We start from the raw sequence: 15471 nt of genomic DNA, 5'->3' as shown, positions 1-15471 counted from the left end.
GAAGAATTATTCGATCTGGCACCCTAAAGAAAGCTCCTGCATCAGCCGTTACCCTTCCTCGGTAGCTCACCAAAGTATTGCCGAAGCTGCACAACCACACGACCAGACAACCGGGGGCGCACGGCCGGCGAAGCCATGCGCATGATCAGAAGATGGGACGCACCGATTCGATTCGGCGCGCAGCCAACGGGGCTCGCGCGTCGTCTGCGTTGGCGTTGCCGCAGCCGGCCTGCTGCGGCATGGCGCGTTCATCTCCGCGGATGTCGTTTCAACGTTCCGTCAACAACAAAAAGCCACTCATCCAATGAAGCACTCCTCCAAAGCCACCCTGTTCGGTTGCGGCCTCGTCGTGACGCTGCTGTCCGGCTGCGTCACGCTGCCGAATACCGACATGAAACCCGAAGCGCGCCAGAAGCTGCATTCGATCGCGATCCTCGAGGTCACCGAGCCGAAGCGGGTCGCGGTCGTCAATTTCGGCGGCGCGGCCGCGGGCTTCGGGCTGATCGGCGCGCTCGCGCAAGGCGCCGTCAACGCAAGCCATACGAGCACGTACACGGATCGCGTGGTGGCCGGCAAGATCGCGTTCGCGCCGGACATCGCCGACGGCGTGGCGGGCCGCCTCACCGGCAACGGCTATCAGGTCGTGAAGCTGGACGGCCAGAAGGTGAAGCTTGCCGATGACGGCAAGTCGGACGACTACTCGGCGATCCAGACCGACGCGGACGCGATCATGAACGTATGGTTCACGTCGTTCGGCTATATCTCGCCGGCGAATCAGCCCGACTACATCCCGTGGGTGGTCGTCCGCGCGCGCATTCTCGATGCCAAGACGAAGCAGGACCTCTATTTCAAGACGTTCGCGTGCGGCTACGACATCAAGGCGAACAGCGTCCACATCGACAGCGATTTCGCGTACACGTACGGCAGCTTCAGCGAGCTCGAAAAGAATTTCGACAAGTCGGTGGAAGGGATCAAGTCGTGCGAGAAGTCGGTCGCGGACATGATCGGTCAGGATCTGGCACGCACGCCGGCGCCGGCAGCGGCGGCTACGACGATGACGACCACCGCAACGACCGCAACGACCGCGACCGGGACGGCCACGACCACCGCATCGAAATGATTTTGACGCGCCTGCAGGATCGTCGCGATACGTGTTCGCGACCCGGCAGTGCTTGAAGAACAGGCGGGAAGGGAAGTGCTGCGAGCGGCCGGCCGGTTGTCACACCGTCCGGCCGCTCGCGAGAGCGACCGGCTGACTTATTCGCCGCTATCGCTCTTGATCTGCGGCAGCGCCGACGCTTCGCCCGGCGTCAGCAGCCCGACTTGCGAATACACGCGCAGCTTGTCGCGCGTATCGGTGATGTCGAGGTTGCGCATCGTCAGCTGGCCGATCCGGTCGCGCGGCGAGAACGTCGAGGCGACCTTCTCCATCGACAGGCGTTCCGGCTGATACGTGAGGTTCGGCGACTTCGTGCTCAGGATCGAGTAGTCGTTGCCGCGGCGCAGTTCGATCTTCACTTCGCCGGTGATCGCGCGCGCGACCCAGCGCTGCGCCGTTTCGCGCAGCATGATCGCCTGCGGGTCGAACCAGCGGCCCTGGTACAGCAGGCGGCCGAGGCGGCGGCCGTTCTCGCGGTACTGCTCGATCGTATCTTCGTTGTGGATGCCGGTGACGAGACGCTCGTACGCGATGTACAGCAGCGCGAGGCCCGGGGCTTCATAGATGCCGCGGCTCTTCGCCTCGATGATGCGGTTCTCGATCTGGTCGCTCATGCCGAGGCCGTGGCGGCCGCCGATGCGGTTCGCTTCCAGCAGCAGTTCGACCTGATCCTTGAACTCGACGCCGTTCAGCGCGACCGGCTGGCCGTTCTCGAAGCGCACCGTCACTTCCTCGGCGGCGATCTTCACGTCGTCGCGCCAGAACGCGACGCCCATGATCGGGTTCACGATCTTGATGCCGCTTTCGAGGCTTTCCAGATCCTTCGCCTCGTGCGTCGCGCCGAGCAGGTTCGAGTCGGTCGAATACGCCTTTTCGGCGGACATCTTGTACGCGAAGCCGGCCTGGTTCATGAACTCCGACATTTCGGCACGGCCGCCGAGTTCGTCGATGAACGTCTGGTCGAGCCACGGCTTGTAGATCTTCAGATCCGGGTTCACGAGCAGGCCGTAGCGGTAGAAGCGCTCGATGTCGTTGCCCTTGTACGTGCTGCCGTCGCCCCAGATGTTGACGCCGTCTTCCTTCATCGCGGCGACGAGCATCGTGCCCGTCACGGCGCGGCCGATCGGCGTCGTGTTGAAGTACGTGACGCCGGCCGTCGTGATGTGGAACGCACCGCTTTGCAGCGCCGCGATGCCTTCGGCGACGAGCTGCGCGCGGCAGTCGATCAGGCGGGCGCCGGCTGCGCCGTATTCGATCGCGCGTTTCGGGATCGCGTCGTAATCGTCTTCGTCGGGCTGGCCGAGGTTCGCCGTGTATGCGTACGGGACGGCGCCCTTCAGTTTCATCCAGTGCAGCGCGGCGCTGGTGTCCAGGCCGCCGGAGAAGGCGATACCGACCTTCTGGCCGGTCGGGAGGCTTTCGAGAATCGTGCTCATAGGAATTACCGTGGATTGAAGCCGGTGGGATCGTATTTCGCGGAATATGCGAGTATCGGCTGTCCGGGAAGTTGGGGCAAGACCTGATTTTCGCGCCAATACGCCGGTGCGCCCGTCACGGCGGGGCTGGCGGGCCGTTAACCGGCCGGAGAATCCGCCGCGACGCGGCGCCGGGCGGCAGGCGAAACCGGCGAAAATGCGCGCGGCACGCCGGCTTCATTTGCAGGGCCGGATCGGCGGAACGCGGCGAGCGGCATGATCGAGGTGCCGGCGCGCTGCAATGAAAGGTATTGGAAAGAAATACCGTCCCGCGCTGCACCCTTCGATCTTCAGATATTCCACGCCCGGGCAGTTTCGAGCAGTTTCTCGCGCAACTGATCGACTTCGCCGGCCAGCTTGGCCGTGATCGACACGTAGCCGGACAGCTGCGGCGGCGGCACGTCGTGCGGCGCATCCGCCGGCCGCCGGCGCGGCGCCAGCCGGCTCGGCGTGCCGAACTTGAGCGCGCGGCTGGCGCCGACCAGCGTGTCGCGGATGCGCCGGTTCGCGGCCTTCATCCGGACGCGCATGTATTCGCGGGCAACCAGGTCGTCCCGCGCCGGCACCGCGCTCGACAGGATCTCCAGATAGCCGATGCACAGACGCAGGCTGCGCTGGATCGCCTCGAGGTGCGCGACCGGGATGTCGCATTCCTTCGACACCGACGGCATCAGCGAGCGCAGCTGCACCAGCAGCGCACTCAGCGCGGCCATCTCCTTCAGGTGGGCGTCGTCGGTCACGTGGCGGTCGCCGGCGAGCCGCGCGTGCACGGCCGCGCACGCGCGCAGCGCGTCGGCGAGCTTGTACCGCCACGAGTACGTCGCGTAAAGCGGCAGCGCGAACGAGAACGCCAGCGCGATCGCGATGCCGGTCAGCACGTTCACCGCGCGCCACAGGCCGTCGACGATCTCGTTGTCGCCGTGCCCGGCGACGATCACCATCGTGATCGCCGACAGCAGCGCGATATAGCCGGCCTTGCCGATCGCGTGATACGCACAGAATCCGCACGCGATCGCCATCAGCAGATAGATCGCGAGCGGCGCGTGCAGCACCGAGTACAGCAGGATCAGGCCGAGCCCGGCGAGCGCGCCGATCGACGTGCCGAGCGCACGTTCGGCCGCCTTCTTGCGGATGTTGCCGTGGTGTTGCAGCCCGCCGACGACGATCAGCACGGTGATCGTCGACCACTCGCCGTGCGGCACGTTCAGCCCGGTGGACAGCGCGATCGACACGAGGATCGCGAGCGCGACGCGCGCCGCGTGGATCAGTTTCGCGTGCCGGTAGCGGCGGTACGGGTCGAGCAACGGACGGAGCGCGTGGCGCAGGAACGGCGGCAGTCGGGCAGGGAGCTGGGCGGTCATGACGGAGCGGGGGTGGCCGGAACACGCGCGGGCGGCTTGCGCGGGCCGGCGCCGCGCCGCACGCGCAGCTGACGTAACGCTAGCGGAACGCGCGCGGGCTGTCCACGGCGGGGTGGCGAGCTGCGAGCGGCGAGCAACGAGCGGGGGCAACGAGCGGGGGCAACGAGCAGCGGGCAACGAGCAGCGGGCAACGAGCAGCGGGCAACGAGCAGCGGGCAACGAGCGGCGGGCAACGGGCGGCGGGCAACGGGCAACGGGCAACGAGCAGCGGGCAACGAGCAACGGGCAACGGGCAACGGGCAACGGGCAACGGGCAACGCGCAACGCGCCCCGGGAGGCAGAAGGCAGGAAGCAGAAGGCAGACGCACGAGGCGCGCTGCAGGCGGTAGCCAGGAGGCAATAGAGAGCAGGCAGCCCCGCCCACGCATAGCGACCCGGCCCGGCGGCCCTGCGCGTCACGCGCCGGCCGCGCTCGTCTCCGCGTCCGCCACGCGATTGCGGCCGCCGGACTTCGCGCGGTACAGCGCGTCGTCGGCCTCGCGCAGCAGCGTCGCGGCGTTCACGCGCCCGCCGGCGGCGGTCGCGATGCCGATGCTCGCCGTCACGTGCCCGTACGGGCTGCGGCCATGCGCGATGTCGAGGCCCGCGATCGCGCGCCGGATCGCTTCGGCAACGGTCGCCGCGCCTTGCGCGTCGGTATCGGGCAGCGTGACGACGAATTCCTCGCCGCCGTAGCGCGCGACGTGGTCGCTGTCGCGGCGCAGGCAGCGCGACGCGGATTGCGCGACCCGGCGCAGCACGTCGTCGCCGGCGAGGTGGCCGTAGTCGTCGTTGAACGCCTTGAAATGATCGACGTCGACGAACAGCACGGACAGCGGGCGGCCGCTGCGCGACGCGCGTTGTGCCTCCTTCGCGAGCACCGCGTCGAACGTGCCGCGGTTGTCGAGGCCGGTCAGCGAATCGGTGCGCGCGAGCCGGTACAGCTTCGATTCGGCGATCTGCCGGCGCCGGAGTTCGCGCGACAGCGCGAGCGAGCCCCACGCAATGAACGCGGTGAACAGCCCCATCAGCACGGCGGCCCAGATCGCGCGGTGGCGCCACGACGCGTAGATGTCGATCTCGGCGGGGGCGACGTCGACGATCAGCGGCAGATTCGCGAGATGCTTGTAAACATAGATGCGCCGCACGCCGTCGATCGCGCCGACGCCGGTCAGCGCGCCTTCGCTGCTGCGCTGCGCGTCGATGAACAGCGGCGAGTCGTGAATGTCGAGGCCGACCACGCGCGCGTCGTACGGCAGCCGGGACACGAGCGCACCGTTGTTCTCGACGATCGCCGCGCTGCCGTGCCGGCCGACCGCGAGGCCGTCGAGCAGCGCGCGGAAGTAGTCGATGCTGAGCGTGCCGACGACGATCCCGCCGAACGTGCCGTCGGCGAGCGTGATGCGCCGGCTGAGCGCGATCGTCAGTGCACCGCCGCGCAGCCGGGACGCATAGGGCCGGCTGATGTAGAGACCCTGCACGAGCCGGTCGCGATGCACGGCGAAATAGTCGCGGTCGGCGAAATTGCCTTGCTGCGGCGGCGACGCGCTGGAATCGATCACGATATTGCCGTGCGCGTCCATCACGAAAATGGCGCCGAGAAACGCACCGCTGGCGGCACGGTCGAACAGCAGCCGGTGACGCTGACGCGGCGGCAGCGTCGTCAATTCCGGATCGGCGAGTCCGTCGACGACATTTTGTAGCGACAGATCATAAAGCTCGATATTGCGGGAAATATCGCGCTCGATCAGCAGCATCAGGTTGCGCGCATTTTCGACCGCATGGTCGTACGCGTCGTGGCGCGCCTCGATCAAAAGCGACGTGGAGAGTCCCCAGCTGAACAGCAGCAGCACGATGCCAGCGACGAGCACGCCGCGGGGCGACAGAATGCGCGCCACGGCCAGTCCGGTGTGGCGGCGCAGCGCAGCGAGCAGCGGGTGTGACTTCATCCTCGGGGGCGGGGGGCGGCGGATATTTGCGTCATCGACGATTCCGCGCGCTGAATATTTCGAATTAATCCGCATTATCTCGCGAATTCGTGTCGCTCGCCGCCCGATGCAAAACATGCATGCGCAAATGGCGATTCCAGACGGTTACGCATCATTACCGTGATTCGCTCGGACGATTTGATTTGAATCAATTGCGAGTGCCGGCAATTTCGTCTGATTATTGACCTGCCAGCCGGTCGAATTGCCGTTTTAAAACCCGCACCGGCCGGCCTTGGCGCCCGCTGATGCCGAATATGCCGCTCGGCATCGCGAACGACGCGTCGTCGCCGACGGCCTTTCGATGCCGCGCGCCAACACGCCCGCCTGACGCTGCCCGTAACGCGTCCAACCCGTTGATTCTGCGGTGTCTGCGCGCCATGGCGGGGCATTCGGATCCAAGCTGTCCCCATGACGAATCAGGTAGAATCCGCGCTTCGCCGCAGGCGCCCGGCGCGCAACGCGTATCGGGGCCGCATCGATGCATCGCAGGCGGCGCCCCGCGCCCCGCTCCCGCATGCGCCGGCCCCGGATGCCGGCCCGCTCAACGTTCGTCTCGTTTATGTCCGCAATTCCGAATTCCGACCAACCCGGTTCGTCCGCGAACCCACCCAAGCTTCATCGCGCGCTGAAGGCGCGCCACCTGACGATGATCGCCATCGGCGGCTCGATCGGCACGGGCCTGTTCGTCGCGTCCGGCGCGTCGATCTCGCAGGCCGGCCCCGGCGGCGCGATGGTCGCGTACATGCTGATCGGCCTGATGGTCTATTTCCTGATGACGAGCCTCGGCGAAATGGCCGCGTTCATGCCGGTGTCGGGCTCGTTCGCGACCTATGGCGCGAAATACGTCGACGAAGGCTTCGGCTTCGCGCTCGGCTGGAACTACTGGTACAACTGGGCCGTGACGATCGCGGTCGAGCTCGTCGCCGCGCAGCTGGTGATGCACTACTGGTTCCCGGACGTGCCGGGCGTGTGGTGGAGCGCCGCGTTCCTCGCCGTGATGTTCCTGCTCAACGCATTGACCGTGCGCGGGTTCGGCGAGGCCGAATACTGGTTCGCGCTGATCAAGGTCGTCACCGTGGTCGCGTTCATCGGCGTCGGCCTGCTGATGATCTTCGGCATTCTGAAGGGCGCGCCGGCCAACGGCTGGGGCAACCTGACGGTCGGCGATGCGCCGTTCGCCGGCGGCCTGCCGGCGCTGATGGGCGTCGCGATGATCGCGGGCTTCTCGTTCCAGGGCACGGAGCTGATCGGCGTCGCGGCCGGCGAATCGGAGAATCCGCGCACGACGATCCCGCGCGCGGTGCGCCAGGTGTTCTGGCGGATCCTGCTGTTCTACGTGCTCGCGATCTTCGTGATCGGCGTGCTGATCCCGTACACCGACCCGAACCTGCTGAAGAGCGACGTGACCGACATCGGCGTGAGCCCGTTCACGCTCGTGTTCCGCCACGCGGGCCTCGCGTTCGCGGCCGGCGTGATGAACGCGGTGATCCTGACGGCCGTGCTGTCGGCCGGCAACTCGGGCATGTACGCGTCGACGCGGATGCTCTACAACCTCGCGACCGAAGGGCGTGCGCCGAAGCTGTTCGCGAAGCTGTCGCCGGGCGGCGTGCCGCGCAACGCGCTGTACGCGACGACCGCCGTCGGCGCGCTGTGCTTCTTCACGTCGCTGTACGGCGACAAGACGGTATACCTGTGGCTGCTGAACACGTCGGGAATGACCGGTTTCATCGCATGGTTGGGCATCGCGATCAGCCATTACCGGTTCCGCAAGGGCTACGTGAAGCAGGGCTATGCGCTCGACCAACTGCCGTACCAGTCGAAGTGGTTCCCGTTCGGCCCGTTGTTCGCGTTCGTGCTGTGTCTCGTGATCGCGCTGGGGCAGGACTATCAGGCGTTCCTCGCGAACCGGATCGACTGGGCGGGCGTCGCCGCGACGTACGTCGGCATCCCGCTGTTCGTCGTGGTGTGGCTCGGCTACCGGCTGCTGAACAAGAGCCGCTTCGTGCGCTACGAGGACATGGAAATCGCGCCGTGGGTCGCCGCAAGCCGCGGCGCGCAGACGCAGCGCGTGGCGAACCGCGAAACGGCAGGCTGACGCCCGCGCGGGGCCGCGCCGCGCGACATGCAGTGAAGACGGGAAGCCCACGGGCTTCCCGTTTGTTTTTGTGCGGACGTCGCGGGGCGTGGCGGCCGTGTCGAAGGATCGCTCGCCGATGGACGACCACGCGATGCGTCCGCGGATACTGGGCAACCCCGCTTTTTTTGTCGGCTTTCCCCTGCACGGGGTCAAAGCCGGTTATATTGCCCGACCCTACCGGGCCGCGGCCCGGCCGGCGTGACGAGCGCGGCGCGGATCGGGCATCCGGCGCGCGCGTCGGGCGGCGGCCGGCGGCGCCCGGCGTTTTCATCGCTCCGGCGGCGCGCATACGGCCCGGCGGAGCGCGCAACCCAGAGGAATCCATGAGCGCATCACCCGCCGAGCGGAAGGCCGGACCCGTTTCCATCGTGCGAATCGAAGCCGCGATCAATGCGTGGCGTGAAGTGTATCCGCCGGCGCCGGACGGCGAGGACGGCTACGCGCTCGACGCCGGCAGCAACTGCCTGGCCGAGCTGTACGGCGCGATGATCTGCTATCGGCTGCCGGACGTGCCGCTCGATTCGCTGAGCGACGCGCAGCGCGATGCGCTGTACGCGACCGAGGCGTGACGCGCGGTCGACACGATGCCGCGGCGCGGCGTCGGTGAACGAACGGGAAGCCTCGCGGCTTCCCGTTTTGCTTTGCGCGGCGCCGGACGCCGCCGCGAGCGCGAAGCTGCTCGCGCCGTGATCGGCGCCGGCTGAGGTATCGTGACGGGATCGGGAAGCGGGCGATCCGGAAGGGCCGGTGCGGATGGCCGGGCGGCGGCGACTGCTGCGGGCGCTGTCCGCACGGTGCCGAACGAGCGTCCGTGTTGCCCGACCGGGAGGATTCGAACATGGAGTTGAGACACCTCCGCTACTTCGTCGCGGTTGCCGAGGAGCGGAATTTCACGCGTGCGGCCGAGCGCCTGCACATCGCGCAGCCGCCGCTCAGCCGGCAGATCCAGCAGCTCGAGGAGGCACTCGGCGTGCCGCTGTTCGAGCGCAACGCGCGGCCGCTGAAGCTCACCGACGCGGGGCGGTTCTTCTATTCGCACGCGGTGCAGCTGCTCGCGCAGACGACCGAGCTCGAGTCGATGACGAAGCGCGTCGGCAAGATCGAGCGCAGCATGTCGGTCGGTTTCGTCGGCTCGACGCTGTACGGGATGCTGCCGAAGATCATCCGGCGCTTTCGCAGCGAGTATCCGGCCGTCGAGCTGAGCCTGCACGAGATGTCGACGATGGACCAGATCAAGGCGCTGAAGGAAGGGCGCATCGACGTCGGGTTCGGACGCATCCGTCACGAGGATCCGAGCGTGCGGCGCGTCGTGCTGCGCGAGGAGCGGATGATCGTCGCGCTGCCGGTCGGCCATCCGCTCGACGGCGCGAAGCCTGTGCTGTCGCTGCACGATCTCGTCAACGACACGCTGATCATCTTTCCGAAGGCGCCGCGGCCGAGCTATGCGGATCAGGTGCTAGCCGCGTTCCACGATCGCGCGCTGCAGCCGCGGCGCATCTACGAGACGCGCGAGCTGCAGATCGCGCTCGGGCTCGTCGCGATGGGCGAGGGCGTGTCGGTCGTGCCGCACAGCGTGTACGGCCTGAAGCGCGACGACATCAGCTACAAGCCGCTCGACGACCCGAACCTCGTGTCGCCGATCATCATGAGCATGCGGATGCTCGACGAATCGGAGGACATCCGCGCGATGCAGGCGCTGATCTACCGGCTGTACGACGAATCGCAGATGGAGTATCTGCCGCCGCAGCCGGAATGAACGTGCGCGAGATGGCGGCTTGCTTGACGCGGCGCGCGCCGCCGGGCCACCATCACCGGCATTCGATGCGGCACGCGCGCGTGCCGCCTTCACGCAGACGACACACACATGACCGATATCGTGACCGAGGAGAGCTGGGTCGAGACGCCGCAAGGGCGTCTCTTCGCGAAGCGCTGGCGCGTTGAGCGCGCCGCGGAAACGGGCGCATCCGGGCAGGCCGCGCCTATGCAGGCCAAACCTGTGGAGGCCCGGCCCATCGTGCTGCTGCACGATTCGCTCGGCTGCGTCGAGCTATGGCGCGACTTCCCCGCGCAGCTCGCGCGCGCGACGCAGCGCGACGTGATCGCGTACGACCGGCTCGGCTTCGGCCGCTCCGACCGCCATCCGGGGCAGCTCGCGACGACGTTCGTGCGCGACGAGGCCGACCATGGATTTCGCGCACTGCTCGAGCAGTGCGGCATCGAGTCGTTCGTCGCGTTCGGGCACAGCGTCGGCGGCGGCATGGCGGTCGGCTGCGCGGCCGCGCAGCCCGAACGATGCCGCGCGCTGGTGACGGTCGCGGCGCAGGCGTTCGTCGAGGACCGCACGCGCGACGGCATTCGCGAAGCAGCGCAGCAGTTCGACGCGCCCGGCCAGCTCGACCGGCTCGCGCGCTATCACGGCGACAAGGCTGAATGGGTGCTGCGCGCGTGGGTCGACACGTGGCTGTCGCCGGCGTTTCGCGACTGGAGTCTCGACGACGAATTGCCGCGCGTGCGCTGCGCGACGCTCGCGATTCACGGCGAACAGGACGAATACGGATCCGACGTGCATCCGAAGCGCATTGCCGCGCGCGTCGCGGGACCGTCGTCGTTCCTGCTGCTCGACGGATGCGGACACATGCCGCATCGCGAGCGGACCGGCGACGTGCTCGCGGCCGTCGCGACGCTGCTGCGCGACGCGCCCGCGTAAGCGCACGAACGCTCGCGCGCGATGCGACCGGCGGGCCGCGCCCGCCGGCACTCAGAACGACAGCTGGATCGCGAGGTCGATCGCGAGCAGCGCGATCGAGCAGCCGATGCCGAGGACCACGTTCGGCAGGCGGTGCTCGAAATCGCGATGGTCGCGGCGCATCGCGGCGCCGAGCAGGAAGATCGCCTCGACGACGATCTGCAGCCCGACGAACAGCAGCATCAGCAGATACTCGTAACCCATCTGCTTGAACGCGGCGAATTGCATCCCGTGATCGCGGATCCACTGGCCGACGCGCAGCAGTTCGTAAACGAACAGCAAGGCGGGAAACAGGTAGCTGATGAAGTAAGTCGGCGCGGTGGCGTGCCGTAGTTCGAGGTGGAAGTGCTGATGCGTGGTAGCCATCAAGAAGCCCTCCTTGCAACGCATGATTGCGGTCGCGACGGCGGCGCGGCGACGTGCGGACTAGGGGATTGCCCGATGTGTCGTGCGCGGCCGTACGACATCAGGATACTGCTGCACGGGAATTTTGGCATCCCGCACGTTCGTTCGTTGTAAAAACGCCTGTACGGCGTGCGACGCGTTCAGCGATCGTCGCGCGCGGTATGCGCCGCGGCGGCGGCCCGAGCATCGCCCGCCGTGCCGGGCAGCAGCCATTCCGGATGGTGTTCCAGATCGCCGGCCAGCGCGCGCAGCGTGCTCGACGCGCGCGTGAATTGCATGAGCGCACGGTGCACGCTGGATGTGGACGCATCTGCATCGGCGAGCGTCGCCTGCGCGGCCGTGAACGCGTGTCGCGCGGTGATCAGTGCGTCGCGCGCGTGCGGCGCGAGTTCGGTATCGAGTTGCGCGAACAGCGCCGCGGCGTGCGCGAGCGTCGCGTTCATGCCGTTCCCGATGCGATCGAGCGGTAATCGGGAAAGCATGCCGGCGAGATCGGCAATCTGTACGCGCAGCACGTCGAGCGTGCCGGGCACGGTCGGCAGCACGATCGGCATCCGGTCGGTGTCGACCGATGCTGGCGGCGCGTTCGGGAACATGTCGAGCGCGACGTACGAGCGGTTCGCGATCACGTTGCCGACGCGCAGCTGGCCGCGCAGGCCGCGCGCGACGAGCGTGCGCAGCAGCGTCTTGCCGGCCGCCGAATCCCCATTGCCGAGCGCATCGCGATAGCGCTGCCCGAGGCGGTCGGGATAGAGCGCCATCGTCACGCGCATCGCGACGTCGCCGCGCTGCGTGTCGTATTCGGTGCCGACTGCGGTCACGCGTCCGAGCTCGATCCCGCGAAAATCCACCGGCGCGCCGACGTCGAGGCCGCGCAGCGAACGGTCGAAGCGCATCACGACCGGTGCGGCCGGCGCATTCGGCGTGCGCATCGCATCGATTTCATCGTCGGCCACGCGAAAACGCGCGCCGTCCGGTGCCGCGACGATCGCGGTGCGTCCGGGCGGCGCCGCGAACGCGAGCCCGCCGGCGAGCATCGCGGCCAGCGACGGCGTGCCGAGTTTCATGCCGCCCGCGTCGAGCCGCAGGCCGACACCACCCGCCTGCCACCAGCGTGCGTCGGCGTCGACGTAGCGATCGAACGGCGCGGCGACGAACACCGCGATCGAGACGCCGCGGCCGTCCGGATCGAGCGTGTAGCCGGTCACCTGGCCGACTCGCGCGCGCCGGTGATAGACCGGCGAGCCGACGGCCACCGTGCCGAGCGACGCCGCGCGCAGCGTATAGCGGCGGCCGCCGCGCTCGTCGTCCACTGGCGGCGCGTCGAGCCCGACGAACGCCGTGCGCGGTGCGCCGGTGCCGCCGAGTGCGGCCGCGACGTACGCACCGGTCCGTACCGTATCGAGCCCGGACAGGCCGTTCGGGCCGACGCGGGGCCGCACGATCCAGAAGCGTGTGCCCGCACTCGCCAGCGCGTGCGCGTCGGCGTTCAGCTGCACGTCGACGCGCACGCCCGCTTGCCCGCGAGACGCGACGACGCGCGTGACGCGGCCGACTTCGACGTTGCGCAGCCGCAGCGTCGAGCGGCCGGCCTCGAGCCCGTCGGCCGCCGCGAACGCGATCGTGATCGTCGGGCCGCGGTTGCCGAGCACGGTGACGCCCCACGCGACGAAGCACGCCGCAGCCGCGAGCGGGACGAGCCAGATCGCCGCGCGCGCCCAGCACGCGCGGGCGACACGCGCACGCGCTTCAGTCGAACTGCGCGACGAGCGCATCGGCGCCCTTGTCGATGCCGGTCTTTGCCGCGCTGAGCGCGCCGAAGCTCGCGCCGATGTTCATCGCGTTCGGATATTGCTTCGTCACGTATGCGCTGATCAGCCGGTTCGTCGCCGCGTCGCGAATCTCCACCGCATACATGACGGAGCCCGTGAATGCGCCTTCGCGGCCGCGGATCGCCTGCACGCCGTTGTAGAGGTTGCCCGCGAGGTCGAAATGCGCGAACGCGCCGGCGAAGGCGGTCGTCGTCGACGCCCCGGTCAGGGTGAGCTTCACGCGCAGCGTGTCGGGGGCCGCGGCGTTCGTCAGCTCGAAGCGCTTGCCGAGTTTCTTCGCGAACGTGTCGCCCATGTAGGCGGCGAGCGTCGCCTTGTCCTGATCGCTCAGGGTTCCGAACTGATTGTCCGTGCCGCGATACACGGCGACGGGGTCGAGGATCAGCTTCCGGTAACGATGCCAGTCCGCCGGCAACGCATAGCGATACGGCACGCGGCCGGACTTGTCCTGCGGATCGCTGCGCAGGTACGGAGACGATTCGATGCCCGTATAGCGGGCGGGCTGGGCACCGGCGCAGCCGGCGAGTGCGACGCAAAGCGCGACGCGGGTCAGATGGCGGGAAGCGGTCGATCGGTTCATGCAGGGCTCCGGGTCAGTGGCGCGCCGGTCATCGGCGCGCGGGGTAGTGCGGCTGGTGTTTCGAAAAAAACCGACTAGGCGGTTTGTTTTTGGGGCGAGATTACCTCATGGATTCGGGGCGCGACATGACGCTCGGCCATCGTTCGTCGGTCGGAGCGCCGCGCCGCACATGGCGTCGCGCCGCCGGACGATCTGCCCGTACAGCGCGTGCGTAGTCCGCCATGGGTGACGCGGGAGCCGATCGTAGCACTGCCGTTTTTGGATGTAAACCGACCAGGCGGTTTGTTTGTGATAGACTTCGCGCACTTTCTGGATGCGGCCGCGCCGCTTCGGCGGCGCCGCATCGCGTCACTTCATACCGGGGACAGGTCATGGACAACCCGACGCGTTCCGAGCGGACGCGCACTGCCGCGATCCAGGCGGCGCTCGCGATTCTCGAGCGCGACGGCCCGGGCAAGCTCACGTTCGATGCGATTTCGCGCGAGAGCGGGATCAGCAAGGGCGGGCTGATGCATCAGTTCCGCACGAAAGGCGACGTGCTCGATGCGCTGATGGAACATCAGCAGGACTACTACGAACGATTCCAGCGCGACTACCTGGCCGCGCGCGATCCGGCCGAAGCGCAGCCGACGCTGTCCGCGCAGATCGCGACGATGCGCGAGGTGATCGACCAGCAACCGTCCGCGGCGCTCGCGATCATGGCGGCGCTCGTCGAGGATCCCGAGCCGCTGCAGAAGGTTCGCGATACCGATGCGAAGAACGTGCAGCGTATCGCCGCGGAAGCCGACGATCCCGATCTGGCGCTGCTGCGCTGGAAGGCGGCGTGGGGCATCGCGCTGTCGGCGATGTTCGGGCTGTGCCCGTTGTCGGCGGCCGAGCGCGCGCGCCTGTTCGACCGGCTGCTCGACGAGTCGGCGTGGCCGGCCGGCGGCGCGGCTGCGCCGAAACGCCGTGCGCCGGCGGCCAGGGCGGCGCGGAAGAAATGAAGCGCACCTTCGTGGCGTGCGGCGCAGCGATCGCCCGCTTCGGGCGCACGCTGCTCGCGGTCGTGCTCGGGCGGCTCTGAGCGAGCGGCTCCGAACCGGCGGCGGGCGTGCGGCGGCCGTTCAGGCCTTCGCTTGCGCGCCTTCGACGAACAGCTTCGCCACCGACTGGAATTCCCGCTTCAGCGACAACCCCGGCACCGTCAGCCAGCGCAGCATCGCCGCAAGATACAGATGATGGAACCAGGTGGCGAGCTGGTCGGCGGCGAGCGCCGGGTTCAGTTCGCCCGCCTGCTGGCCGGCCGCGATCAGTTGCTGCCACACCAGCGCGATGTCGCCGCCGTTCTCGCTTCCGCCTTCCGTCTGCGCCGCGCCGATGCTCAGGAACCGGTGCCGCAGGTACGCGAGCAGATACACCGGATGCTGCTCGCACCACGCGGCCGACGCATCGAGCACGCACGCGAGCCGCGATGCGAACGTCTTGCGTCGCGCGACGTCGCGCTGCAGATGCGAGAGATCGCGCGCGAGTTCACCTTCCAGCCAGTGCGCGAGCACGGCTTCCTTCGTCGCGAAGTGGTTGTACAGCGTCCGCTTCGCGACGTCTGCCTGCGCGGCGATCTGCTCCATCGTGACGGCGTCGTAGCCGTGGGCATCGAACAGGCGTGCGCCGGTGTCGGCGAGATGCGCGAGCATCTGGATGCGCTTGCGCGCGCGGCGGCCGGGATCGTCGGTCGTCATCGGCATGGCTCCATGGCGCGGGTCTTGA

At 68.1% G+C, this 15471-nt stretch carries 13 protein-coding genes; 6 read left to right on the top strand and 7 right to left on the bottom strand.

The window, feature by feature from the left end; genetic code table 11:
- The first annotated feature begins 304 nt into the window (after positions 1-304).
- Complete coding sequence (locus Q3A80_RS04070) at positions 305-1120, top strand: hypothetical protein (RefSeq protein ID WP_446327777.1); 816 nt, start codon at positions 305-307, stop codon at positions 1118-1120.
- A 137-nt stretch (positions 1121-1257) separates the two neighbouring features.
- Here the strand turns inward: Q3A80_RS04070 and argG are convergent, their stop codons facing one another.
- The 3 genes from argG to Q3A80_RS04055 all read right to left on the bottom strand — a co-directional run bounded on the left by argG (position 1258) and on the right by Q3A80_RS04055 (position 5983).
- Entirely contained in the window at positions 1258-2595 is a 1338-nt protein-coding gene (gene argG, locus Q3A80_RS04065; protein WP_446327776.1) for an argininosuccinate synthase, read from the bottom strand.
- 329 nt (positions 2596-2924) lie between these two features.
- Complete coding sequence (locus tag Q3A80_RS04060) at positions 2925-3995, bottom strand: FUSC family protein (RefSeq protein ID WP_446327775.1); 1071 nt, start codon at positions 3993-3995, stop codon at positions 2925-2927.
- Positions 3996-4450: 455 nt separating this feature from the next.
- Complete coding sequence (locus tag Q3A80_RS04055; RefSeq protein ID WP_446327774.1) at positions 4451-5983, bottom strand: diguanylate cyclase; 1533 nt, start codon at positions 5981-5983, stop codon at positions 4451-4453.
- Positions 5984-6581: 598 nt separating this feature from the next.
- On the opposite strand from Q3A80_RS04055, the gene Q3A80_RS04050 reads away from it, so the two are divergent.
- The 4 genes from Q3A80_RS04050 to Q3A80_RS04035 all read left to right on the top strand — a co-directional run bounded on the left by Q3A80_RS04050 (position 6582) and on the right by Q3A80_RS04035 (position 10866).
- The gene (locus Q3A80_RS04050; protein WP_446327773.1) at positions 6582-8117 is read left to right on the top strand and encodes an amino acid permease; all 1536 of its coding nucleotides are present in this window, start codon (positions 6582-6584) and stop codon (positions 8115-8117) included.
- Between the two features lie 365 nt (positions 8118-8482).
- A complete protein-coding gene (locus Q3A80_RS04045; RefSeq protein WP_006761486.1) occupies positions 8483-8728 on the top strand; it encodes a DUF3717 domain-containing protein in 246 nt (81 codons plus the stop codon).
- Between the two features lie 269 nt (positions 8729-8997).
- Positions 8998-9915: a LysR family transcriptional regulator gene (locus Q3A80_RS04040; protein WP_069750038.1), complete on the top strand. Its 918-nt coding sequence runs from the start codon at positions 8998-9000 to the stop codon at positions 9913-9915.
- A gap of 108 nt (positions 9916-10023) precedes the next feature.
- On the top strand, positions 10024-10866 hold the full coding sequence (locus tag Q3A80_RS04035; protein WP_446327772.1) for an alpha/beta fold hydrolase: 843 nt from the start codon (positions 10024-10026) through the stop codon (positions 10864-10866).
- Positions 10867-10917: 51 nt separating this feature from the next.
- Here the strand turns inward: Q3A80_RS04035 and Q3A80_RS04030 are convergent, their stop codons facing one another.
- From Q3A80_RS04030 to Q3A80_RS04020, 3 genes are all read right to left on the bottom strand, one after another.
- On the bottom strand, positions 10918-11271 hold the full coding sequence (locus Q3A80_RS04030) for a hypothetical protein (protein ID WP_057925770.1): 354 nt from the start codon (positions 11269-11271) through the stop codon (positions 10918-10920).
- Between the two features lie 179 nt (positions 11272-11450).
- Positions 11451-13085 carry a PqiB family protein gene (locus Q3A80_RS04025; protein WP_446327771.1) on the bottom strand — a complete coding sequence of 545 codons (1635 nt, stop codon included), beginning with the start codon at positions 13083-13085 and terminating at the stop codon, positions 11451-11453.
- A complete protein-coding gene (locus Q3A80_RS04020; protein WP_446327770.1) occupies positions 13060-13722 on the bottom strand; it encodes a DUF3313 domain-containing protein in 663 nt (220 codons plus the stop codon). Before Q3A80_RS04020 ends, Q3A80_RS04025 begins: the two co-directional genes overlap by 26 nt.
- A gap of 371 nt (positions 13723-14093) precedes the next feature.
- On the opposite strand from Q3A80_RS04020, the gene Q3A80_RS04015 reads away from it, so the two are divergent.
- A complete protein-coding gene (locus Q3A80_RS04015) occupies positions 14094-14708 on the top strand; it encodes a TetR family transcriptional regulator (protein ID WP_446327769.1) in 615 nt (204 codons plus the stop codon).
- Positions 14709-14828: 120 nt separating this feature from the next.
- Here the strand turns inward: Q3A80_RS04015 and Q3A80_RS04010 are convergent, their stop codons facing one another.
- Positions 14829-15449, bottom strand: coding sequence for a TetR/AcrR family transcriptional regulator (locus tag Q3A80_RS04010; RefSeq protein ID WP_446327768.1), 621 nt, complete (start codon positions 15447-15449; stop codon positions 14829-14831).
- Between the last annotated feature and the right edge of the window lie 22 nt (positions 15450-15471).

The sequence above is a fragment of the Burkholderia sp. SR8 genome (assembly GCF_052851275.1).
Note: the sequence above shows the minus strand (reverse complement) of the source record. Positions and strands in the feature narration are given on the sequence as shown.

Bases quoted from the DNA above. Each gene is read 5' to 3' on its own strand.
- Q3A80_RS04010 (WP_446327768.1), bottom strand. From the start codon at position 15,449: ATGCCGATGACGACCGACGATCCCGGCCGCCGCGCGCGCAAGCGCATC.
- Q3A80_RS04035 (WP_446327772.1), top strand. From the start codon at position 10,024: ATGACCGATATCGTGACCGAGGAGAGCTGGGTCGAGACGCCGCAAGGG.
- Q3A80_RS04030 (WP_057925770.1), bottom strand. From the start codon at position 11,271: ATGGCTACCACGCATCAGCACTTCCACCTCGAACTACGGCACGCCACC.
- Q3A80_RS04070 (WP_446327777.1), top strand. From the start codon at position 305: ATGAAGCACTCCTCCAAAGCCACCCTGTTCGGTTGCGGCCTCGTCGTG.
- Q3A80_RS04060 (WP_446327775.1), bottom strand. From the start codon at position 3,995: ATGACCGCCCAGCTCCCTGCCCGACTGCCGCCGTTCCTGCGCCACGCG.
- Q3A80_RS04025 (WP_446327771.1), bottom strand. From the start codon at position 13,085: ATGCGCTCGTCGCGCAGTTCGACTGAAGCGCGTGCGCGTGTCGCCCGC.
- Q3A80_RS04015 (WP_446327769.1), top strand. From the start codon at position 14,094: ATGGACAACCCGACGCGTTCCGAGCGGACGCGCACTGCCGCGATCCAG.
- Q3A80_RS04040 (WP_069750038.1), top strand. From the start codon at position 8,998: ATGGAGTTGAGACACCTCCGCTACTTCGTCGCGGTTGCCGAGGAGCGG.
- Q3A80_RS04050 (WP_446327773.1), top strand. From the start codon at position 6,582: ATGTCCGCAATTCCGAATTCCGACCAACCCGGTTCGTCCGCGAACCCA.
- Q3A80_RS04020 (WP_446327770.1), bottom strand. From the start codon at position 13,722: ATGAACCGATCGACCGCTTCCCGCCATCTGACCCGCGTCGCGCTTTGC.
- argG (WP_446327776.1), bottom strand. From the start codon at position 2,595: ATGAGCACGATTCTCGAAAGCCTCCCGACCGGCCAGAAGGTCGGTATC.
- Q3A80_RS04055 (WP_446327774.1), bottom strand. From the start codon at position 5,983: ATGAAGTCACACCCGCTGCTCGCTGCGCTGCGCCGCCACACCGGACTG.
- Q3A80_RS04045 (WP_006761486.1), top strand. From the start codon at position 8,483: ATGAGCGCATCACCCGCCGAGCGGAAGGCCGGACCCGTTTCCATCGTG.